The following is a 21,229-nucleotide window of genomic DNA, read 5'->3' as shown; positions in this document are numbered from 1 at the left end:
ATGACGACCATCGATCCCGATACGCGGCTGCGACTTCCGGTGCACAACGGCCATTCGCTGCTGGCCGGGCTGCGGCGGCACCGCACCTCGCCGGTGATGACCCTCGGTGACACCGTGCTCACCGGCGCCGACGTGATCGCCGAGATCAGCCGGTACATCCAGGCTTTCGCGGCGCACGGCGTCGACACCGGCACCCCGTCGGCGCTGCTGGCGCTCAACCGCACCGAGGTGCTGTTCATCCTCGGCGCGGGCCAGGTGCGCGGACATCGCCGCACCGCACTGCATCCCATGGGCGGCCTGGACGACCACGCCTACGTGCTGGCCGACGCGGGCATCACCACGCTGATCCTGGATCCGTTGCCGCCGTTCGTGCAACGCGCTCGCGATCTGGTGGACCGGGTGCCCGAACTGACGAAAGTGCTGGTGCTGGGCCCGGTTCCGGACGCGCTGGCCGAGGTCGGGGTGAACCTGCTCGAGGAGGTGGCGAAGTACGAACCGGAGCCGGGCATCGCGGCCACCGAACTCGCACCGGACCACGTCATCTCGATCACCTACACCGGCGGCACCACCGGCAAGCCGAAGGGTGTGGTCGGCACCGCTGGCGGGATGGCGACGATGACGGCGATCCAGTTGCAGGAATGGGAATGGCCGCGGCGGCCACGCTTCCTGTTGTGCACCCCGCTGTCCCACGCCGGGGCGGCGTTCTTCCTGCCGACCGTGCTGCTCGGCGGGCAGTGCTTCGTGCTGCCGCGCTTCGACGCGGGAGAAGTGTTGCGCGCCATCGAGGAATACCGGATCACCGCGACCATGCTGGTGCCGTCGATGATCTACGCGCTGCTCGATCATCCGGACAGCCGCACCCGTGACCTGTCGTCGCTGGAGACGGTGTACTACGGCGCCTCCGCGATCGACCCGAACCGCCTGATCGAGGCCATGGACCGGTTCGGCCCGATCTTCGCGCAGTACTACGGCCAGTCCGAGGCGCCGATGGTGATCAGCTATCTGGCCAAGGACGAGCACGACAAGCAGCGGCTGACCTCCTGCGGCCGCCCGGCCGCCGCGCTGCGGGTCGCCCTGCTGGACAACGAGGACCACGCCGTCGGCGCGGGCGAGGTCGGCGAGATCTGTGTCTCCGGACCGCTGCTGGCCAACGGCTACCGGAATCTGCCGGAGGTGACCGCGGAGACGTTCCGCAACGGCTGGCTGCGCACCGGCGATCTGGCCCGCGAGGACGGCGAGGGTTTCCTGCACATCGTCGGCCGCAGCAAGGACATGGTGGTCACCGGCGGTTTCAACGTGTTCCCGCGCGAGGTGGAGGATGTCGTCTCCGAACATCCGCAGGTGCTCGAGGTCGCCGTGGTGGGTGTCGCCGATCCGCAGTGGGGTGAGGCGGTCACCGCGGTGGTGGTGCTGAAACCCGAAGCGCGCGACCAGGGCAGCGTCGCGACCGTCACCGCGGAGATCCAGGCGGCGGTGAAACAGCGCAAGGGCCCGGTGCAGTCGCCGAAGCACGTGCTGCCGGTGGAGGCGCTGCCGCTGACCGTGCTGGGCAAGCCGGACAAGAAGGCGATCCGGGTGCTGGCGCAGGAGCTACTCGGGCACTGAGCGGAGCGAACTCTCGGGCACTCAGCGGAGCGAACTCTCGGGCACTGAGCGGAGCGAACTCTCGGACACTCAGCGGAGCGAACTCTAGGACACTGAGTGGGGCGGGGGCCCGGACAGCATCGCGGTCACCACGTCGACCAGTTCGGCGTAGACCTGGTCCGGGCTCAGCCGCAGGCCCGAGATGGCCATCAGGTCCTGGGTGCGGTGCACGTCGCCGAGCACCTGAAAGGTCAGCGTCATCGCCTGCGCGAGGCGGAATCGCGCGGTGGGACCGGGCAATTCGGGGAGGGCGGCGGTGAGCAGCGCCATGAACCGCACGGCCTGCTCGGTGAAGCCCTCCGCGACCAGCGCCAGCGCCGGATGTCCGCTGCCGATGATCCCGGCGATGAATTTGACCCAGGCGGCGCCGTCGCCGGTGGCCATCTCCCAGACCGGCAGCGCGAATGCCTCGGCCAGTTGCCGGACGGTCACCGGGCCGCGCTGTTCCATCTCGTCCAGCAGCGTGCCGCGCCGGCCCGCGACCTCGTCGCTGCGCTGCCGGATCAGCACCTCGACCAGCGCGTCCTTGGAACCGAAGTGGTAGTGCACGGAGGCCACGTTGGTGCCCGCGGCGGCCATCACCGCGCGCAGCGAGACGCCGTCGATGCCGCGTTCGGCGAACAGCCGTTCCGCCGCCAGCACCAGCCGGCGTTCGGTGGGCATCGCGAGTTCGGCTTCGCTCACCCGCAATTCACTCCCGTTCGCACTGGTCACCAGGCGCATTCTAGTCACGCGGGGGCCGCGGACCGCGCCGAATCTCTATCATGTGATCTAATCAACCGATAGATCGACCACACCGGCCGCGGCCGCCTGGATCTTGAATATGCCGCCAAGTGACGGCACGTCATCTGTCGACCACTCGACCGGACCTCCATCCGGGTCGAGATCCACACATCTAGCTGCGATATCAGAAAAGTCTCCGCGAAAGTGGATCTCACCGATATATAACGGTACATTGGATATCGGCATCATTGTGAACGGCTGGTCCGGATACACCGGCCGTCCGAACTCAGGAGATCCGATGTTCCACAACACAGCACTGACAAGAACAGCGGCCCGCATCGTGGTGATCGCGGCCGTGGCCGTGGCGCCGGTGGGGCTCACCGCCGCGGCGGCACTGGCCAACCCGCCGGCCGTCCAGCAGGGTGACGAGATCTGGGGCCACCACCGGGGCCACCACGGCGACTGGCGGTTCCACCAGCCGCGGATCTGGAACGACGAACCGCCGGTGTGGCAGGGACCGGGCTACTACCGCCCGCCGACGGGCAGTGGATCCGGCAGCAGCTGGTAGCCCGAACCCGGCGCTCACCGAATTCGACCGGCGAATGACTGTCAACTTCCGCATACATGCTATGCGAGAATGCTATTCTCCTATTCGAGAATTGGTAGATAGTCGGAGTGTAAGCTTGCTCTCCTACGCTGGCGAAAGGCCGATCACACGGTGGGCACCTTCAGGAAAGAGCCGGTATGGAAGCAACGCGCGGTGGAGCGATCCATCCGGACCGCGAAACTCCGTGCGGAGCAACGAGTTCAGGAATGCCTGGAGGCCGCCCGCGCCCTGATCGTGGAGAAGGGCAACACCGATTTCACCGTGCAGGAGGTGGTGGATCGCTCCGGGCAGTCGCTGCGCACGTTCTACCTGCAATTCAGCGGTAAACACGAATTGCTGCTCGCCCTCTACGAGGACGCGCTCGCGCAGTTGGCCGATCAGATCCACGACGCGGCCGGCGCGCACACCGATCCGGTGCAACGGCTGCGGGCGGCCTGTCACGAGCTGTTCGAGCTGTCCCGGCCCGATGCGGCCCCGATCCGCCCGCTGCTCACCGAGTTCGCCACGCAACTGCTGGTGACCCATCCCACCGAGGTCCAGCTCGCGCACACCCCGCTGGTGGCGCTGTTCACCGAGCTGATCGAGAAGGTCGGCGCCGCACATCGTCTGCGCACCGAGGTGGACGCCGAGCGGACCGCCATCCTGATGACGCAGATGGTGCTGTTCCTGGCCCAATCCATCGGCAGCAACGACGATTTCCCCGGCCGCCCGATCAACGCCGAGGAGGTTTGGACCTTCTGCGCCTTCGGTTTCGCCGACGACCGGCCCGGGGACGGGCCGGTCTGACGGCGGCCCCGCCCCGGGCTACCGGGTCGGGGTCGCCGAGGCGGACGGCGTGGGTGCGGTGGTGGTGGTGCCGGTGTCCGGCGACGACGAGTCGGAGGCGTTGCAGGAGTAGGCCAGTGCGTGCACACCGGGATCGGTCTTCTCCAGGCAGCCGGCGGGCTGCACGCCGGAATCGTTGATCCGCACCCCGGATCCGGCGCTGCGGTCGACACAGGTGAGCCCGCTGGTGTCCATCCGGCAGTCGTAGTCGCCGAAGGTGAGCCGGCTGCCGTAGTTCAGCACCGCGCCGTAGCCGTTCACGAACTGGGCCGGATCACCGTGCTGCGCACCGACGTTCAGCGCGTCGCCCGGATAGTCCAGCCAGCCGCCGACCCAGTTGGAATCGCCGGGGACCGACGACGGGCGGGCGGGCGCGTCCACCAGTTGCACCAGGCAGCTGAGGCCCTCGCCGTACGGGGACGACTTCCCGGTGGTCATGCACTTGATCTTCTGCGACGGACTGGTGAATGCCACGTCGTCGCCGAGGTCCGTACTCGCGCCGTCGCGGGTGACGGTGTGGAAACCACCGCGGTCGGCCGACTGACCGGCCTGCACCCAGGCCGTCAGCTCCGGCAGCGAGGTGCCCGGCGACGCGGCCGCCGCCGTGCTCGTGGGGGCCGCCGCGGGCGGGGCGTCGGCCACCGGCACCGGATGTCCGTGCAGACGGCAGGAGGTGAGCAGAAGGCACAACGCCCCGATACCGGCCACCGACATTCGCATTCTCATGGAACCTGTCTGTACCCGAAGGCCATTCGGCGAGCAAGCCCGGGGTCAATCCCGGGTGCGGCGGCGCATGAGAATACCGGCGAGCAGGTACCCGGCGAGCGCGATCGCGACGCACCAGCCGATCGCGAGACCGGCGTGATGCCAGGTCGGCGTGCCGATCAGCAGACCGCGGACGGTCTCGATGATCGGCGTGATCGGCTGGTTCTCGGCGAACCAGCGCAGCCACCCCGGCATGGTGTCCGGCGGCACGAAAGCGCTACTGACATAGGGCAGGAACATGTAGGCGAAGGTGAATCCGTTGGCGGCCTCCGGATTCGCCGCCAGCAGGCCCAATGCGGCGGCGAGCCAGGACAATGCCAGCACGAACAGCGCCACCAGGCCCACCACCCCGAGCCAGCGCAGCGGATCGGTGGTGGGCCGGAAGCCGATCGCGACGGCCACCAGGACCACCAGCGTGGTGGTGATCAGGTTGCGCACCACGCTGTCGACCACGTGCCCGGTCAGCATCGACGAGCGCGACACCGCCAGCGCCCGGATCCGGTCCACGATGCCGTTGCGCATGTCGGTGCACACCCCGACCGCGGTCGTCCCGGAGCCGAAACCCGCGCACAGCAGGATGATTCCGGGGACCACGTAGTCGACGTAGTGGCCGTCGACGCGCATCGCCCCGCCGAACACGTACACGAACAGCAGCAGGATCATGATCGGCACGGCCACCGTCATGATCACGGTGTCGGGGCTGCGCAGCGTGTGGCGCAGGTTGCGCCCGGTCATCGTCCGCACCTCGCGGACCGCCCGGATCGCCAGCGGCGGCCGGATCATGGTGGTGTCGTTGCTCATCGCGGGTCCTTTCCGGCCGCCGACCCGGTGAGTGCGAAGAACACGTCGTCGAGATCCGGTGTGTGGATGGCGAGTTCGCCGATCGTCACGGCGTGATCGTCGAAATGGTCCAGCAGCGCCTTCAATCGGCCCGCGCTGCCGTCCGAGGGCACCCGCAGCGCCAGTTGCGCGGGGTCCACCTCGGCGGCGGGAACCGCGCGGGCGGCCGCGGCGAGGCCGTCGGCATCGGTGAAGGTCAGCCGGATGTGGCCGCCGGGCACGAGCCGCTTCAATTCCGCCGGGGTGCCCTCGGCGACGATCGCGCCACCGTCGAGCACCGCGATCCGGTCGGCCAGCTGATCGGCCTCGTCCAGGTATTGCGTGGTGAGGAAGATCGTCACCCCGGTGGCGACCAGATCCCGGATCACCGCCCACAGCTCCCGGCGGCTGCGCGGATCGAGCCCGGTGGTGGGCTCGTCCAGGAAGACGATGCGCGGATCGCCCATCAGGCTCATGGCCAGATCCAGCCGGCGGCGGGTGCCGCCGGACAGCGTTCCGGCCCGTTTGCCCGCCGCGGCGAGCAGGTCGAAACGCTTCAGCAGGGCGTCGGCGCGGCGGGCGGCCTCGGCGCCGCGCAGGTGCAGCAGATCGCCGACCAGGCGCAGATTCTCGGTGGCGGTGAGCACCTCGTCGACCGCGGCGTACTGACCGGTGACACCGATCAGGCGGCGTACCGCGTCGGGTTCGCTGTACCGCTACGTCGACAGCAAGGACACCCTGATCGAGCTGGTCTCCGACCGGGTGATCGGCAGCCCGCCACACCTCCCGCCCGGAACCCCCTGGCGCACCGCGCTGCACGACTGGGCGCGGGCGGAGTTCGAGGCGATGAGCGCGCATTCGTGGTGGCTCGACATCCCGGTCTCCACACCGCCGATGGGCCCCAACAACATGGCGTGGCTGAACGCCGGGCTCGCCGCATTCAACGGCTCGGGCATCCCCGAGCCGTTGAAACTGCAAATGGTGCTGAACCTTTCGCTCTACGTGATGGGGCGGGCCAGGTTCCAGCGCGATACCGCGGCCGGTACGGACGACAGCGCCTACGCGCAGGTCCTCGCCCGGGTACTCGACCCCGCGCGGTTCCCGGCGCTGGTTCGGGCGCTGACCTCGCGCGCCTTCGAGGACGACGATGTCGACTGGGAGGACGCCGATTTCGAGTTCTGCCTGGCAAGGCTGCTGGACGGCTACGAACGGTTCGTCGACGAATTCCACGCGGGCGCCGCGGACTGACGACCGAAGTCGCCGTCACCTGGTGCACGGGTGAGGCATGATGGTTCGCGAGAATGTCGTGCGAAGGACTGCCGATGACGCAGCGCAGCAGCCTGTCGCGGCGGCGGGCCGCGCTGGAACGGGAATGGACCCGTTGGGTTCCCGCCTCCGCCGCGCCGGCCCCACCGGCCCCCGATCGCGCCGCCGAGTCCGGGGTGCGCCGTGAGGTCGCCCAGTCCTGGCTGCGCTCGATGCGCACCGTCGATCCCGAAACCACCTGCGCCCCGGACGATTCCGCCGACATCGGATCGCGCTGGGCGGCCTCGCCGCTGCGCGGGCCGGTCACCGCGCTCACCGGGCAGTTGCACAGCATCGCGCACGACGCCGGATACATCGCGGCGGTCACCGACGCCGACGGCACCATCCTGTGGTCCTATGGCGGAACGGCCATGCGCCGCCGTGCCGAACAGGTGAACTTCGCGCCGGGCGGTCGCTGGGACGAGGCGCACATGGGCACCAACGCGCTGTCGCTGGCGCTGCGCACCGGCGCACCGAGCACGGTGTTCTCCGCCGAACACCTGGTGGCCGCGCTGCACGGCTGGGTGTGTTACTGCGCGCCGATCCACGCCGCCGACGGGCGGCGCCTCGGCGTCCTGGATCTGTCGGCCTCCTGGGATCGCTCCAATCCGCTCGCCATGTCGACCGTGCGAACCCTGGTCAGCGCCATCGAAACCCAGTTGCGCGCCGACACCGCCGCGGCGCCGGGCACCGACACCGGTATCCGGCTCAGCTGCCTCGGCGCGGCCGGGCTCACCCGCGACGGCCGGCCGGTCCGGGTGCGGCCGCGGCAGTTGGAGATCCTCGCGCTGCTCGCGCTGGAGCCCGGCGGATTCACCCGAGAACGGTTGCACCACGCCATCTACGGCGACCGCCCGGCCGGTTCCAGCACGCTGAAGGCCGATGTCTCACACCTGCGGCGGGCCACCGGCGGCGAGATCGCCACCCGGGTGTACCAGCTGACCACACCGCTGTCCTGCGATGCGGCCGACCTGGTGGGCGCGCTGTCGGCCGGGGACACCGACACCGCGGTCCGGCTGTATCGCGGACCACTGCTGCCGGGCTCCGACACGCCCGGCATCGTGGAGTGGCGGGATCATCTCGCGGTCGGGGTGCGCGCCGCGGTACTCGCCGATCCCGACCCGGCGCACGCGCTGCACTACGGCGACCGGGTACCCGACGACATCGCCGTGCACGAGCACGCGCTGCGGCTGCTGCCCGCCGACGATGCCCGGCGGGCGGTCGCGGTGGCCCGGCTGCACACCGCGCTGCGCCGCTGAGCGGCCGCCGGCGCCGCGCAGCGAAATGCCGCCACCGCATCGCCGTGTCGTCAACCTTCCGCCAACCCGAGCTGAGCATAGTGATCCACATCACTGACCGTCTCGACTCAGCGAGGAGCACAGCCATGATCTACGCCAAGCCCGGCGCGGACGGCAGCATCGTCGATTACCCGGCCCGATACGAGAATTTCATCGGGGGCGAGTGGACCGCACCGGTCGAGGGCCGCTACTTCGACAATCCGTCCCCGGTCGACGGGGAGACGATCTGCGAGGTGGCGCGGTCGTCGGCCGCCGATGTCGAGCTGGCCCTGGACGCCGCGCATCGCGCCGCCGACAGCTGGGGCGCGACCTCCACCACCGACCGCGCCAACATCCTGAACAAGATCGCCGATCGGATCGAGGCGAATCTCGAGGCGCTGGCCGTCGCGGAGACCTGGGAGAACGGCAAACCGGTCCGGGAGACCAAGGCGGCGGATCTGCCGCTGACGGTGGACCATTTCCGCTACTTCGCCGGTGCCATCCGCGCCCAGGAGGGCAGCATCGCCGAAATCGACACGGACACCATCGCTTACCACTTCCACGAGCCGCTCGGCGTGGTGGGACAGATCATTCCGTGGAACTTCCCGATCCTGATGGCCGCCTGGAAGCTGGCGCCGGCGCTGGCCGCCGGAAATGCGGTGGTGCTCAAGCCCGCCGAGCAGACCCCGGCCTCCATCCTGCAGGTGGTGGAGCTGATCGCGGATCTGCTGCCGCCGGGAGTTCTCAACGTGGTCAACGGTTTCGGCGTCGAGGCCGGGAAGCCGCTGGCGTCCAGCCCGAAGGTGGCGAAGGTCGCGTTCACCGGTGAGACCACCACCGGTCGGCTGATCATGCAGTACGCCAGCGAGAACATCATCCCGGTGTCGCTGGAGCTGGGTGGCAAGAGCCCCAACATCTTCCTGCCCGACGTGACCGCGGCCGACGACGACTTCCTGGACAAGGCCGTCGAGGGCTTCGTGATGTTCGCGCTGAACCAGGGCGAGGTGTGCACCTGCCCGTCGCGCGCGCTGATCCACTCCTCGATCTACGACGAGTTCATCGAACGCTGCATCGCCCGCACCAAGGCGATCGTCGGCGGTGACCCGCTGGACGAGGCCACCATGATCGGCGCGCAGGCCAGCAACGACCAGTACGAGAAGATCCTGTCCTACCTCGACATCGGCCGGAAGGAGGGCGCCGAGGTGCTCGCCGGCGGCGGCACCCGCAAGGTGGACCGCTACCCCAACGGCTTCTACATCGAGCCCACGATCTTCAAGGGCAGCAACGACATGCGGGTCTTCCAGGAGGAGATCTTCGGCCCGGTGGTGTCGGTGGCCACCTTCGACTCGGTGGACGAGGCCCTGAAGATCGCCAACGAGACCCTCTACGGCCTCGGCGCCGGCGTGTGGACCCGCGACGCCAACACCGCCTACCGCCTCGGCCGCGGCATCAAGGCGGGCCGGGTGTGGACCAACTGCTACCACGCCTATCCGGCCCACGCCGCCTTCGGCGGCTACAAGAAGTCCGGCATCGGCCGCGAGAACCACAAGATGATGCTCGACCACTACCAGCAGACCAAGAACCTGCTGGTGAGCTATTCGCCGCGAAAGCTCGGGTTCTTCTGATGCCCACCCGGGTCGAGCTCACCGAGGCCGCGGATGCCCTGGTGCGCACCCTGATCGGGCAACACGGCCCGGTCATGTTCCACCAGTCCGGCGGCTGCTGCGACGGCAGCGCTCCGATGTGCTACCCGCGCAACGAATTCCGGGTAGGAGCAGCGGACGTCCTGCTGGGCACGGTGAGTTCGGACACCCCGTTCTGGATGAGTGCCGACCAGTTCGAATACTGGAAACACACCCACCTCACCGTCGACGTGGTCCCCGGCCGCGGCAGCGGATTCTCCCTGGAAGCCCCCGAGGGCGTCCGCTTCCTGATCCGCTCCCGCCTGCTCACCGACGCCGAACTCGGCGAGCTGACCCCACCACCGACCGGGGCGGAGGTCATGGGCTGACCGGCGCCCCAGGCTACCGGCAGAGCCTCGCTACCCCTGCGCTGGAACTCGACTGCGCAGGGGTAGTGGACTCAATTTTCGTAGTGTCCCCGGCAAGCGATGATGACGACACTCTCGTCATCGGCACGATAGACGATGCGATGTTCACTATCGAGACGTCTCGACCACCACCCGGTCAAGTTCTGACGCAATGGCTCCGGCTTTCCAATGCCCTCCGCATTGCCATGACGCCGGATGTCGTCGATCAAACGGTTCAGCTTCTTCAGCATCTGACGGTCCTGCTGCCACCCCGCATAGTCCGTCCAGCCGGTATCGGTGAACGTGAGTTTGCGTGTCACTCTTCGGTGCCCTCGTCATCGACATCGACGAGTTCGCGGGGCTGTACCCGCCCCGCCTCGGCCTCGGCAATCCCTCTGGCCAGCCAAGCCGCGTTTGCGGGATGAGACAGCAGGTAGGCGGTCTCCTTCATCGCCTCCCACTCACGCAGGCTGACGACCACTGCCGCTTCCTTGCCACCACTGCGAGTGATGATCACCTCATCACTGTCCTCGGTGGCCGCATCCAGAACAGCAGCAAAGTTGGCACGGGCCTCGCTGGCGTGCATTGCGCGCATGGTGATGACCTCCCAGTCGAACTTCGACCAGGATAGCACTGTCCCGTACGTGATCGAGTACGACATCACGGCGTCCGCATCCCGACCGGGGCGGAGGTCATGGGCTGACCGGGCTGATTCCGGCTGCACTCACCGACCACTCGGCGTTCGTCACCGGGCGTTGCGAGCAGTGCCTCGATGGGCGGGGACGGTGGTGGGGTCCTCCGGCCAGGCGTGTTTCGGGTAGCGGCCGCGGAGGTCGGCGCGGACCTGGGGCCAGCCGGTGCGCCAGAAGGACGGGAGGTCGGCGGTGACCGCGACCGGGCGTCGGGCCGGGGAGAGCAGGTGCAGGACCGGGGTGATGCGGCCTTCGGCGAGGCGGGGTGTTTCGGTCCAGCCGAAGATCTCCTGGACCTTGACCGCGAGGACCGGCGGGTCGGTGGTGTAGTCGAGGCGGATTCGGCTGCCGGAGGGCACTTCCAGGCGTTCGGGCGCGAGTTCGTCCAGGCGGGCCGCCGCCGGCCAGGGCAGTAGGCGGCGTAGTGCCTGGCCGGCGTCGATGCGTCGCAGGTCGGCGCGGCGGCGGGCGGTCGCGAGTTCCGGTGCGAGCCAGGTCTCGTCGGTGAGCAGCGACTCGTCGTCCACCGCGGGCCAGGGGTCGCCCAGGGTGCGGTGCAGGAAGTCCAGGCGGTGACGCAGTGTGGTCGCGTCCTCGCTCCAGCGCAGCACACCGAGTCCTTCGGCGCGCAGTCCGCGGCGCACGGCCGCCGCCACCGCGCCGATATCTGGCGCCCGTAATAGCTTGTCGGACAACGTGATCGCACCAAGTCGCGTGATGCGCCGGGCCATCACGTCACCGTCGGCCCACTCGATCTCGTCGCCGGTGACGAGCAGCGCCGCCGCGGCACGGCGGGCCAGCTGCTCGTCGGCGACGGCGGCAAGCCGGATTCGCCCCTCCGCCATGCCCGGATCCCGGTCGGCCACCGCCACCGCGAGCCACTCCGCGTCGCCGAGGCCGGATCCCGGCGGCAGGGTGACAGCGGTACCTCCGGCCATGAGATAACTCGCCGAGCCGGGTGTACGCCTGCGGGCCAGCCGCTCGGGGTGGGCCAGCGCCACGATCAGCGCGGGATCTCCGCCACCAGGACCATCGGACGCCGGTCGTCCGCCGGATGGGCCGGGTTGCACTGCTTCGGGATTCGAGCGCGCCATGCCACCGGTCCGCGTGCCGAGCGAATTGCTCGGCGTGCTCGCCGAATTCGCCGCTCCCGACGACTGCTCGACCGATGAATCCGGCACTCCGGCCTGTGCATCGCCGCGACGGCCGCGGGCGGGGCGGTCGTCGAGCAGGCGGGTGAGGCGCTGGACCTCACGGCGCCAGCGGTCGGGGCGGTCGGTGCGGAGGGTGCGCAGGCCGGTGATCAGGTCGATGCCGGGGAGGAGGGTGTCGTCGTCCAGGACGGCGACCACTTCGGCGGCGGCGCGCGGGCCGATCTCGGCGGCGCCGTCGAGGAGGGCGCGGGCGTGGCGGGGGTGCAGGCCGAGGGTGGCCATGCGGCGGCCTCGGGTGGTGACCTCGCCGTCGTGCAGGGCACCGAGGGCGGTGAGGACCGCGCGGCCGGCGGCGAGGGCGCCGGGTGGTGGCGGGTCCCACCAGGACAGGGCGCTGCCGTCGGGGGTGCCCCAGCAGGCCAGTTCCAGGGCCAGGCGGGTGAGGTCGGCGGTGCGGATCTCCGGTTCGGGATAGGCGGGGAGGGTGGCGTGTTCGTTCTCCGGCCAGCAGCGCCAGGCCCGGCCCGGTCCTTCGCGTCCGGCGCGGCCGGCGCGTTGTTCGGCGACGGCGGCCGAGACGCGGACGGTGGCGAGGCCGCCGAGGCCGCGGCGGTGGTCGATCCGGGGGACGCGGGCGAGGCCGCCGTCCACGACGGCCCGTACTCCGGGCACGGTGAGGCTGGATTCGGCGACGGCGGTCGACAGCACCACTCGCCGGCGTGATCCGGCGCGCAGAGCGGTGTCCTGGGCGGCGGTGGACAGCCGGCCGTGCAGGGGGAATATGTCCACCTCGCCGATTCCGGCCAATTGTGCTGTGACTCTGCGGATCTCGGCCGCACCCGGCAGGAACACCAGCACGTCGCCCGCCGATTCCGCGAGGGCGGCCCGGGTGGCCCGCGCGACCTGGGCCTCGAATCGCTCGCGGGGCAGGGCCGGGGTGTAGGCGATCTGCACCGGGTAGGTGCGGCCGTGGGCCTCGATCACCGGGGCCGGGTCGCCGAGCAGGGTCGCGAGCCGGTCCGCCGCGACGGTCGCGGAGGTCGCCAGCACGCGCAGGTCCGGCCGCAGCCCGTCGCGGGCGTCGAGCAACAGCGCCAGCAACAGGTCCGCGTCCAGGTGCCGCTCGTGGCATTCGTCGAGCATCACCACGTCCACCCCGGCCAGTTCCGGATCACCCTGCAACCGCCGGACCAGCAGGCCCGAGGTGACCACCTCGATGCGGGTCCGCGGCCCGGCCCGGCGATCACCGCGCACCGAGTAGCCGACCGTCTCCCCCACCTGCTCCCCCAGCAACGCGGCCATCCGCGCGGCGGCCGCACGGGCGGCCAGTCGCCGGGGCTCCGCCACCACGACCTTGCCGCCGGTCTGCGCGGCCAGCGCCAGCGGCACCAGCGTCGTCTTGCCGGTTCCAGGTGGCGCGACCAGCACCGCCGTGCCCGCGGCGGTCAGCGCCGCGGCGACATCGCCGAGGACCGGACGCACCGGGAGGTCGGGAAGTTCGGGCAGTTTCATCGCCGACCAGTCTGCCGAATCCCCGATCGAGCCGGAGGTCGAACCTCCCTGGGCGGCCGACAGACCGGCGCGACGCGCACAGTCCGAAGCTCGAGCCGGCTCAGCGGGCGGTCCACCCGCCGTCCACCACGATGGTCTGCCCCGTCACATAGCGGGCGGCGTCACCGGCCAGCCAGGCGATCGCGCCGGTGATGTCGTCGGCGGTCCCCTCGATCGGCAGCGGGGTGTTGCGGCGTAGCCAGTCGCCGCCGCGTTCGCTGTCGTAGAAGTCGCCGGTGATCTCGCTGCGGAAGAAGCCCGGGGCGACGGTGTTCACCCGGACGCCGTGCCGGGCCCATTGCACGGCCAGCTCCGCGGTCAGGCCGGACAGGCCCAATTTGCTTGCGGCATAAGAGGCTTGCGGGATACCGGGGACGCCGACGTGGCCGCTGATCGACGATACGTTCACGATGCTGCCGCGGCCGAGGTCGCGCATGTGCGGAAAGGCCGCCTGCGCCAGGCGGAACGGGGCCAGCAGGTTCAGGTCGATGGTGGCCTGGATGTCCTCGAGGCGCTCGGATTCGGCGCGCTCGTCGGAGAAGCGGTTTCCGGCGGCGTTGACGAGAATCTCCGGAGGGCCGAGGGTTTCGGCGACTTCCGCCACGACCGTGGCCACGCTGTCGAGGTTCGACAGATCGCACGCGACGGCGAGGCCGTCGATCCGAGCAGCCAGTTCCATCAGGCGTTCCTTGCGCCGGGCCACGACCGCGACCCGAGCGCCGAGACCCGCGAGTGTCGCGGCGGTCGCGGCGCCCAGGCCCGAGGAAGCGCCGGTCACGATCGCCACCCGGCTCTGGAGGCCGAACAGGCGCGCGGCGGTGTCGGTCATCGGTGTCCTCCAGTGGTTTCGGTGATGCCGTGGGCGGCCACGAATTCGGGCAGGCCGGGACGCACCACCTTCCCCATCGCGTTCACCGGCAGCGCGTCGACCCGCGACCAGTGGTCCGGCACCTTGTATCCGGCCAGTTCGCGGCGGCACAGGTCGGCGAGTGCCTCGAAATCGACAGTGGGCGAGGTACTTTCGACGACCGCCGCGACACGCTGACCGAGCCGGTCGTCCGGGGTCCCGTACACGGCCACCTTGCTCACGTCCGGATGGCCGGCGATGATCCGTTCCACCTCCAGCGGATACACGTTCGCGCCGCCGCGGATGATGACCAGCTTCTTGCGGTCCAGCACCGACAGCCAGCCGTCGGCGTCGACCGTGCCGATGTCGCCGGTCTTGGTCGGGCCGGGCTCGGCGGGCCGCACGCCACCGTCGGCCCAGTAGCCGAGCAGCGGCCGCCACAGGTTCGCGTAGGGCCCGGAAGTCGCTGCGGTGATCCACAATTCGCCGAGTTCACCCGGCGCGAGCCGATTACCCTCGTCGTCGTGGGCGGCGACGTCGAACTGCGGCAGCACCTGTCCGCTGGTGCCCGGATGCCAGATCTCCCCCGGCGGATCGATCGCGACGACCGTCGGCGCCTCGGTCAGCCCGTAGGTCGATCGTGGCACCAGCCCGTGCGCGTCGGCGAAGGCCCGGCGCAGCGCGTCGGAGGTGTCCGCGCCGCCGCTCCACACCTCGCGCAGGGTGCCCAGGTCCAGCTGTGGTCGTTGCGCGAGGTCGTAGACCTGGGCTGGGGCGCCGTTCCACACCGTGACCCGGCGGCCGGTGAGCCATTCGGCGACACCGTCCACGTCCCGGCGGTTCATGATCACCGCACAGCCGCACGCCTGCGCGGTCAGCAGGGTGGACAGCACGATCAGGTTGAGGATGGTGAGCGGGAAGCTGTCGCCCTTGCGCAGTTCCGGGCCCCAGCCCCGGGTCGCCACCAGCACCGCGCCCGGCAGCAGCATGTTGCGCTGGCTGTGCACGACGGCCTTCGGGGCGCCGGACGTGCCACTGGTGAAGGCGATTCCGGCAGGCGCGTCGAGATCGGTGACCACCGCGGGCGCGGGCGGCGCGGCCTCCAGCAGGGCGGTCCAGCGGTCGAGCCCGACCACCGCGGGCCCGGTCAGCAGGCAGCGCGGGCCGCCCAGGACCACGGCCGGCTCGATGGTGTCGTGCAACTGCTGCTGTTCGGCCACCGACAGCGCCTCGCCGATCCCGGCCCACACCGCGCCGATGCGCTGCGTGCCGTGGAACGCGGCGACGATGTCCAGATCGTTGGGCAGGCAGGCCGCCACCCGGTCGCCGGGCCGGACACCCAGCGCCCACAGCACGCCCGCCGCGCGGCCGGCCTGTTCGTCCAGCTGGGCGTAGGTCCAGATCCCGGAGGCCGCCTCGATCGCCGGGGCGTCGGGGCGTCGCGCGAGCGCGGTGTCCAGGACGGCGGCGATCGATGGGGGGAGGGTGATGGCCTGGCCGGGGTCGCCCGGATCGGTGAAGCTCTCCACGGCAACCTTGATATCACTATCCTTACAAAGATTCACTCTTTTGATCTATCCTTGCAAAGATTCATTGGATAGGAGGTCGGTGTGACGAGGGGCTGGCGCGAATGACACAGGGGCCACTGTCCGGGGTACGGGTGGTCGATCTCACCGCCATGGTGATGGGCCCGTACTGCACACAGATCATGGCCGACATGGGTGCGGACGTGATCAAGATCGAGCCGCCGGCCGGCGACAACACCCGCTACATCTCCGTCGGGCCGGAACCCGGGCTCGGCGGCGTCTTCGTCAACGTGAACCGGGGCAAGCGCAGCGCGGTGCTCGATCTGCGGTCCGAGGCGGGCAAGCAGGCGTTGCGCGCGCTGATCGCCGGCGCGGATGTCTTCATCCACTCCATGCGCGCCAAGGCGATCGCCGATCTGGGCTTCGACTATCCGGCGGTGTCGGCGATCAATCCCGCTGTCGTCTACACCAATTGCTACGGCTACGGCCGGCGCGGCCCGGACGCGAACCGCACCGCCTACGACGACACCATCCAGGCCGAGAGCGGCCTGCCGTACGTGCAGGGCCAATTGACCGGGCAGACCAGCTATGTCGGCACCATCATGGCCGACAAGGTGGCCGGGCTGACCGCCCTGTACGCCACCACGATGGCGTTGTTCCACCGCGAACGCACCGGCGAAGGCCAGGAGGTCGAGATCGCCATGTTCGAGACCATGGCCTCGTTCATGCTGGTCGAGCACGCCAACGGGGCCATGTTCAGCCCGCCGCTGGCGCCCGCCGGCTATCCGCGCGCGCTGGCGCCGAACCGGAAACCGTACGCCACCAAGGACGGTCACATCTCGGCGCTGGTCTACAACGACAAGCAGTGGACCGCGTTCGTCGAGGCGGTGAAACCCGCCTGGGCCGGACCGCAGTTCGCGACCCTGGAACAGCGGGCCCGGCAGATCGACACCGTCTACGCGCTGCTGGGCGAGACGTTCGCCGAGCGCACCACCCAGCAGTGGCTGGACCTGCTGCGCTCACTGGACATTCCGGCCGCGCCGGTGCGCAGCCTGGACGATCTGTTCGAGGATCCGCACCTGAACGCCGTGGGCTTCTTCCAGACCGTCGACAGCCCACAGGGACCGGTCCGGTTCCCGGGCCCGCCGACCTGGTTCTCCCGCACTCCGGGCCGGGTCGCCGGGCCCGCGCCACGGCTCGGCGAGCACACCGCGGAGATCGCCGACGGCTGGGAGCCGCGATGAGCGCACCGACCCTGTTACCCGAAACCGGCTGGGAGCTGGCGGATTTCATCCGTCCCGGCGATCGCATCGTGGTCGGCCAGGCGTGCGGTGAGCCGACCACACTGCTGGAGGCGCTGATCGCGCAGGGCCGCGATATCGGTGACCTGTCGGTCTTCGTGGCGACCAGCTTCTCCGGGGTGTTCACCCCCGCCGCCACCGACAGTTTCGCACTGTCGAGCATGGGGGCGATCGGCACCCTGCGCGCGGTGGCGAAGGAGCACCGGCTCGCGGTGGTGCCCTGCCACGTGAGCCGGGTCGGTCCTATGATCGAGGCCGGAATCCTCGGCTGCGACGTGGCTTTCGTGCAGGTGAGCCCCGCCGACGCGGAGGGCAACCACAGCCTGGGCCTGATCAGCGATCACGTCCTCGCGGCCGTCGATTCGGCCCGGGTGGTGGTCGCGGAGATCAACGACCAGGTGCCCTACACCCTGGGCGAGCGGCTGCCCGCCGCGAAGATCGACTACGCGGTGCGGGTTTCACGGCCGCCGGTGGAGGTGCCGGCCGCGCGGATCGGCGAGACCGACACGGCCATCGCGAAATACGCCGCCGCCTACATCGAGGACGGCGCGGTGGTGCAGACCGGCGTCGGCGCGGTGCCGGACGCGCTGCTGCGGCAGTTGCGCGACCGCCGGGACCTGGGTGTGCATTCCGGCATGATCGGCGACGGCCTGGTCGAACTGGCCGAGGCCGGGGTGGTGACCAACGCGCGCAAGCGCATCGACCCCGGCGTCTCGATCACCGGGGCCCTGATCGGCACCCGCCGCCTGTACGACTTCGCCCATCTCAATCCCGAGATCCGCATGTGCACCACTGATTACACGCACAATCCGGCGGTGCTGGCCCAGTTGGACAATCTGGTGACCCTCAACTCCGCGATGGAGGTCGACCTCACCGGGCAGGTGAACGCCGAGCAGAGCGGTTCGTCCTACCTCGGCGGCACCGGCGGTCAGGTCGACTTCGTCCGTGCCGGCGCCAATTCCGTTGGTGGCCATGCCATCATCGCGCTGCCCGCGACGGCGAAGGGCGGCACGATCAGCCGCATCACCGCCACGCTGTCGGGCCCGGTGACCACGGCCCGCAGCGATGTCGACATCGTCGTCACCGAATTCGGCGCCGCCGAATTGCGCGGCCGGTCCCTGGCCGAGCGCACCCGCCGCCTGATCGCCATCGCGCACCCGGACTTCCGGGAAGATCTGGACCGTGCCGCCCACCTGATCCGGCAGAGAGGTTTCTGATGAGCGACGCCGTTGTCTTCGACGCGCGCCCCGACGGCATCGCCGTGATCACCCTGAACCGCCCCGAAACCCGCAACTGCCTGTCGAAGGATGTGCGCGAGGGCCTGTTCGAGGCGTGGGACCGGTTCGAACGCGACCCGGAGTTGCGGGTGGCGATCCTCACCGGCGCCGGGGACAAGGCGTTCTGCGCCGGCGGCGACCTGAAGGAGATGGTGGAGACGGGGATGCGGGTACCGCCGCGCGACATGTTCCCGCTCCCCTACGACACCCTCGAACTGTCCAAGCCCACCATCGCCGCGGTGAACGGCGTCGCCTTCGCCGGCGGCTGGATGATCGCGCAGGCGTGCGATCTCTGTGTCGCCAGCAGCACAGCGCGTTTCGCGATCACCGAGGTGAAGGTGGGCCGCAGTTCGCCGTGGGCTTCCCCGCTGATCCACATGATCCCGCAGCGCATCATGATGGAGATCCTGCTGACCGGCAAGCCGGTCACGGCCCGCCGCGCGTACGAGATCGGCCTGGTCAACCGGGTCACCGAACCCGACGAATTGCTGCCCGCCGCATTGGAACTGGCCACCGACGTCCTCGCCGGGGCGCCGCTGTCGGTACGCGCGGCTCGCGAAACCGTCATGCTCGCAACGGAAATGGGCCGGTCCGCGGCATTGCAGGCCGCTCGGCACGCCGCCGAGTACTGCTACACCAGTGCCGACGCGCAGGAGGGGCCACGCGCTTTCGCCGAGAAGCGGCAGCCGAACTGGACCGGCCGCTGACCGGGCCGATGGGGAAGCGGCGGCCGCACTCGACCGGCCGCTGACCGCAGGAACGGTGAAGAAGGGGTCGCCGCGCTGGGCCGGTCGGCTGATCGCCGGGACCGGTCTCATTCCGACGGCGCGGCGGCGAGCGCTCGGGCTGCGGTGATCACGGCCGCGCGCAGCTGTTCCGGCGTCTGGCCGGGGCCGAGGATCATGCGGCGGACCTGCGGCACGGCGAAGCTCCAGCCGACCAGGCCGAGGGTGAAGAACAGCAGCGCGCGCGGATCCCGGCCGCCGGTCGCCGCCGCGCGAGTGGCCTCGACCTTGCCGAGGTAGTGCCGGGTGCGGGCCGGCTCGTCCGGCACCGGTTCCTCACCCAGCTCCAGCGCTTCCCACAGCAGCAGCCGCAGCGCCGCGGGGTGGGCGCGGTGGTAGTCGAACAGGTCTCCGGCGTAGACGCCGAGGTCCGGGTCGTCGCCGGGTGGGACCGCTTCGGCCAGATCGGTCATCAACCGCTCCAGCACGGCGGCGAACAGCGACTGTTTGTCGCCGAAGTAGTCGTAGATGGCCCGCTTGTTCGCCTCGGCGGCGGCCGCGATGCGATCCACCCGGGCCCCGGCGACACCGTGTCCGGCGAATTCCGCTGCCGCCGCGGTGAGTATGCGTTCCCTGGTCGCCGCCGAGTCGTATGCCACGTCCGCGACTCTAACGAACCGGTTCGTTTGCCATGGTCTTCCGGCATTCACCCGAACTGTTCGAATCGCTGTCGCGGTCGGATCGCCGAGCGGGCGCCGGTCCCGAGAAGCTCCCGACCGTATTCGTGCCTACCGCAGACCGGCTCCCGGTGCTCACCTCACCGGTAGCGCTGGGACAGTCTGCGGCGGTGGGCGGTGGGGGTGCCGAACAGGACGCGGTTCAACGTCGCGCGCTTGAGGTAGCGGTGGATACCGCTCTCCCACGTGTAACCGATACCGCCGTGCAACTGCATGGCCGCACCGGCCACCTCGACCGCCGCCGTACCGGTATAGGACTTCGCCATCGCCACCGCGGTCCCGTCACCGTCGAGCGCCACACCGACCAGCTTGCGGGCGACGGTGGCCTGCACGAACATGTCCGCACACGCGTGCTTGACCGCCTGGAACGAACCGATCGGCCGACCGAACTGCTCCCGCACCTTCGCGTACTCCACCGTCGCGGTGAGCATCGCCTCCGCGACACCGAGACTGTCACACGCAACCGCCAGCGCGGCACGATCGTGCAGACCCCGGGCGGCGGCGAGCGGGTCACCGGAGAACCACAGCAGGTCGTCGCCGGTGACGCTGAGATCGCCGGCGACGACCGTGCCCAGCGTGCGTGACTCGTCGACGACCGGGGTCGCGGTCACGACCAGCCCGGCCGTGGGCTCGACCGCCGAGGCCGCGGTCACCGCGACCCCGGTCGAGGGCGCGACCACCGGGGCCGGGACCGCCGCGAGCCCGGTCGCAGGCGCGACGCACACGACCACCGGGGTGTCCGACGGGTCCGCCGCGATCACCAGCAGCCGATCCGCGGTGGCCGCGTCGGGCACGAATTCCGCACGACCGGACAGGATCCAGCCCGCACCGCTGGGGCGCAGCCGGAACCTGGTGGTGTACTCGGCGTCCGCACCGCACAGCGCTACAGCCACCGAGGACTCACCCGCGGCCACCGCCGCCAGCAGTTCGTCCCGGCGCGGGCCGGTCGAGGCCGTCAACGCGGCGACACCCAGCACGGTCCCGAGGTATCCACTCGCGGCCGCGGCCCGGCCCAACTCCTCCAGCACCACCGCGGTCTCGGCGAAGGTCACACCCGCACCACCGAGATCCTCCGCAACCTCCAGCCCGGACCAGCCGTGCGCGGACAGCGCCCGCCGATCCGGCCCAGCGGCACCGGCTTTCGCCAGCACCGCGCGAGCGACCGCGCGTAGCTCCTCCCGGATCTCCTCGAGATCCTCTGCCGCCGCCGCTGTTTCGCTGCTCATGAACTCTGCCTCCACCGACCGGCCGGCTGCCGCCGAACCCGATCCTCACTGTGTTCGATGCCTGCCGCGCATCCCCGCCGGACATGTTCGACCGGCCGGTCGGGCGATCGGGTCTCCGTGCACTTCCTCGTCGGCCCAGCGGCGGTGCACTCTGCTCGCCGTAAGACGTAGGGCCGGGCCATGATCCGGTCACCCCGTC

21 protein-coding genes and 1 pseudogene are annotated in these 21,229 nt (G+C 70.1%); 10 read left to right on the top strand and 12 right to left on the bottom strand.

The features are described 5' to 3' along the window. Complete coding sequence (gene fadD8, locus LBW94_RS31610; protein WP_225059275.1) at window positions 1-1,605, top strand: fatty-acid--CoA ligase FadD8; 1,605 nt, start codon at window positions 1-3, stop codon at window positions 1,603-1,605. 84 nt (window positions 1,606-1,689) lie between these two features. Here fadD8 and LBW94_RS31605 read toward each other — a convergent pair whose 3' ends face one another. After that, window positions 1,690-2,367, bottom strand: coding sequence for a TetR/AcrR family transcriptional regulator (locus tag LBW94_RS31605; RefSeq protein ID WP_225059365.1), 678 nt, complete (start codon window positions 2,365-2,367; stop codon window positions 1,690-1,692). A 48-nt stretch (window positions 2,368-2,415) separates the two neighbouring features. Continuing rightward, window positions 2,416-2,679, bottom strand: coding sequence for a hypothetical protein (locus LBW94_RS31600; RefSeq protein WP_225059274.1), 264 nt, complete (start codon window positions 2,677-2,679; stop codon window positions 2,416-2,418). Here LBW94_RS31600 and LBW94_RS31595 point away from each other — a divergent pair. Together LBW94_RS31595 and LBW94_RS31590 are read left to right on the top strand one after the other, a co-directional pair. After that, complete coding sequence (locus LBW94_RS31595; RefSeq protein WP_225059273.1) at window positions 2,666-2,935, top strand: hypothetical protein; 270 nt, start codon at window positions 2,666-2,668, stop codon at window positions 2,933-2,935. The two genes, LBW94_RS31600 and LBW94_RS31595, sit on opposite strands and share 14 nt — an antisense overlap. A 150-nt stretch (window positions 2,936-3,085) precedes the next feature. Continuing rightward, the gene (locus LBW94_RS31590; protein WP_266272621.1) at window positions 3,086-3,760 is read left to right on the top strand and encodes a TetR/AcrR family transcriptional regulator; all 675 of its coding nucleotides are present in this window, start codon (window positions 3,086-3,088) and stop codon (window positions 3,758-3,760) included. A gap of 18 nt (window positions 3,761-3,778) precedes the next feature. Here the strand turns inward: LBW94_RS31590 and LBW94_RS31585 are convergent, their stop codons facing one another. From LBW94_RS31585 to LBW94_RS31575, 3 genes and pseudogenes are all read right to left on the bottom strand, one after another. After that, window positions 3,779-4,525: a hypothetical protein gene (locus LBW94_RS31585; RefSeq protein ID WP_225059271.1), complete on the bottom strand. Its 747-nt coding sequence runs from the start codon at window positions 4,523-4,525 to the stop codon at window positions 3,779-3,781. A gap of 45 nt (window positions 4,526-4,570) precedes the next feature. Next, complete coding sequence (locus LBW94_RS31580; protein WP_225059364.1) at window positions 4,571-5,347, bottom strand: ABC transporter permease; 777 nt, start codon at window positions 5,345-5,347, stop codon at window positions 4,571-4,573. 14 nt (window positions 5,348-5,361) lie between these two features. Continuing rightward, window positions 5,362-6,090, bottom strand: a pseudogene (locus tag LBW94_RS31575) (ATP-binding cassette domain-containing protein); the annotation flags it as partial. Between LBW94_RS31575 and LBW94_RS31570 the strand changes: the two are divergent. The 4 genes from LBW94_RS31570 to LBW94_RS31555 all read left to right on the top strand — a co-directional run bounded on the left by LBW94_RS31570 (window position 6,056) and on the right by LBW94_RS31555 (window position 9,976). Then, a complete protein-coding gene (locus LBW94_RS31570; RefSeq protein ID WP_323137969.1) occupies window positions 6,056-6,631 on the top strand; it encodes a TetR/AcrR family transcriptional regulator C-terminal domain-containing protein in 576 nt (191 codons plus the stop codon). The pseudogene LBW94_RS31575 and the gene LBW94_RS31570 sit on opposite strands and share 35 nt — an antisense overlap. A gap of 74 nt (window positions 6,632-6,705) precedes the next feature. Continuing rightward, window positions 6,706-7,947 (top strand): transcriptional regulator, encoded by a 1,242-nt coding sequence (locus LBW94_RS31565; RefSeq protein ID WP_225059270.1) that lies wholly within the window; start codon window positions 6,706-6,708, stop codon window positions 7,945-7,947. Window positions 7,948-8,072: 125 nt separating this feature from the next. Continuing rightward, entirely contained in the window at window positions 8,073-9,590 is a 1,518-nt protein-coding gene (gene adh / locus LBW94_RS31560; protein WP_225059269.1) for an aldehyde dehydrogenase, read from the top strand. After that, a complete protein-coding gene (locus tag LBW94_RS31555) occupies window positions 9,590-9,976 on the top strand; it encodes a DUF779 domain-containing protein (protein WP_225059268.1) in 387 nt (128 codons plus the stop codon). Before adh ends, LBW94_RS31555 begins: the two co-directional genes overlap by 1 nt. Before the next feature lie 71 nt (window positions 9,977-10,047). Here LBW94_RS31555 and LBW94_RS31550 read toward each other — a convergent pair whose 3' ends face one another. The 5 genes from LBW94_RS31550 to LBW94_RS31530 form a co-directional block, all read right to left on the bottom strand. Next, window positions 10,048-10,314 carry a Txe/YoeB family addiction module toxin gene (locus tag LBW94_RS31550; RefSeq protein WP_225059267.1) on the bottom strand — a complete coding sequence of 89 codons (267 nt, stop codon included), beginning with the start codon at window positions 10,312-10,314 and terminating at the stop codon, window positions 10,048-10,050. Then, window positions 10,311-10,655 (bottom strand): type II toxin-antitoxin system Phd/YefM family antitoxin, encoded by a 345-nt coding sequence (locus LBW94_RS31545; protein WP_225059266.1) that lies wholly within the window; start codon window positions 10,653-10,655, stop codon window positions 10,311-10,313. Before LBW94_RS31545 ends, LBW94_RS31550 begins: the two co-directional genes overlap by 4 nt. 84 nt (window positions 10,656-10,739) lie before the next feature. Continuing rightward, window positions 10,740-13,352: an ATP-dependent RNA helicase gene (locus tag LBW94_RS31540; RefSeq protein ID WP_225059265.1), complete on the bottom strand. Its 2,613-nt coding sequence runs from the start codon at window positions 13,350-13,352 to the stop codon at window positions 10,740-10,742. A gap of 100 nt (window positions 13,353-13,452) precedes the next feature. After that, the gene (locus LBW94_RS31535; RefSeq protein ID WP_225059264.1) at window positions 13,453-14,220 is read right to left on the bottom strand and encodes an SDR family NAD(P)-dependent oxidoreductase; all 768 of its coding nucleotides are present in this window, start codon (window positions 14,218-14,220) and stop codon (window positions 13,453-13,455) included. Continuing rightward, window positions 14,217-15,767 (bottom strand): class I adenylate-forming enzyme family protein, encoded by a 1,551-nt coding sequence (locus LBW94_RS31530; RefSeq protein ID WP_225059263.1) that lies wholly within the window; start codon window positions 15,765-15,767, stop codon window positions 14,217-14,219. The genes LBW94_RS31535 and LBW94_RS31530 overlap by 4 nt, the downstream gene beginning before the upstream one ends. 101 nt (window positions 15,768-15,868) lie before the next feature. Between LBW94_RS31530 and LBW94_RS31525 the strand changes: the two genes are divergently transcribed. From LBW94_RS31525 to LBW94_RS31515, 3 genes are read left to right on the top strand one after another with little or no spacing between them, the layout of a single operon-like run. Then, complete coding sequence (locus LBW94_RS31525) at window positions 15,869-17,008, top strand: CaiB/BaiF CoA transferase family protein (protein ID WP_225059262.1); 1,140 nt, start codon at window positions 15,869-15,871, stop codon at window positions 17,006-17,008. Continuing rightward, a complete protein-coding gene (locus LBW94_RS31520) occupies window positions 17,005-18,282 on the top strand; it encodes an acetyl-CoA hydrolase/transferase family protein (protein WP_225059261.1) in 1,278 nt (425 codons plus the stop codon). Before LBW94_RS31525 ends, LBW94_RS31520 begins: the two co-directional genes overlap by 4 nt. Further along, window positions 18,282-19,049, top strand: a complete 768-nt coding sequence (locus LBW94_RS31515; RefSeq protein ID WP_225059260.1) for an enoyl-CoA hydratase/isomerase family protein — start codon at window positions 18,282-18,284, stop codon at window positions 19,047-19,049. Before LBW94_RS31520 ends, LBW94_RS31515 begins: the two co-directional genes overlap by 1 nt. Before the next feature lie 107 nt (window positions 19,050-19,156). On the opposite strand, the gene LBW94_RS31510 is transcribed toward LBW94_RS31515, so the two are convergent. Together LBW94_RS31510 and LBW94_RS31505 are read right to left on the bottom strand one after the other, a co-directional pair. Then, window positions 19,157-19,726: a TetR/AcrR family transcriptional regulator gene (locus LBW94_RS31510; RefSeq protein ID WP_225059259.1), complete on the bottom strand. Its 570-nt coding sequence runs from the start codon at window positions 19,724-19,726 to the stop codon at window positions 19,157-19,159. 158 nt (window positions 19,727-19,884) lie between these two features. Beyond that, window positions 19,885-21,030 carry an acyl-CoA dehydrogenase family protein gene (locus LBW94_RS31505; protein WP_266272614.1) on the bottom strand — a complete coding sequence of 382 codons (1,146 nt, stop codon included), beginning with the start codon at window positions 21,028-21,030 and terminating at the stop codon, window positions 19,885-19,887. Window positions 21,031-21,229: the final 199 nt, after the last annotated feature.

The organism is Nocardia sp. alder85J (assembly GCF_020176955.2).
In the GTDB taxonomy this organism is placed as follows: domain Bacteria; phylum Actinomycetota; class Actinomycetes; order Mycobacteriales; family Mycobacteriaceae; genus Nocardia.
This window is presented reverse-complemented; position numbering and strand designations above follow the sequence as displayed.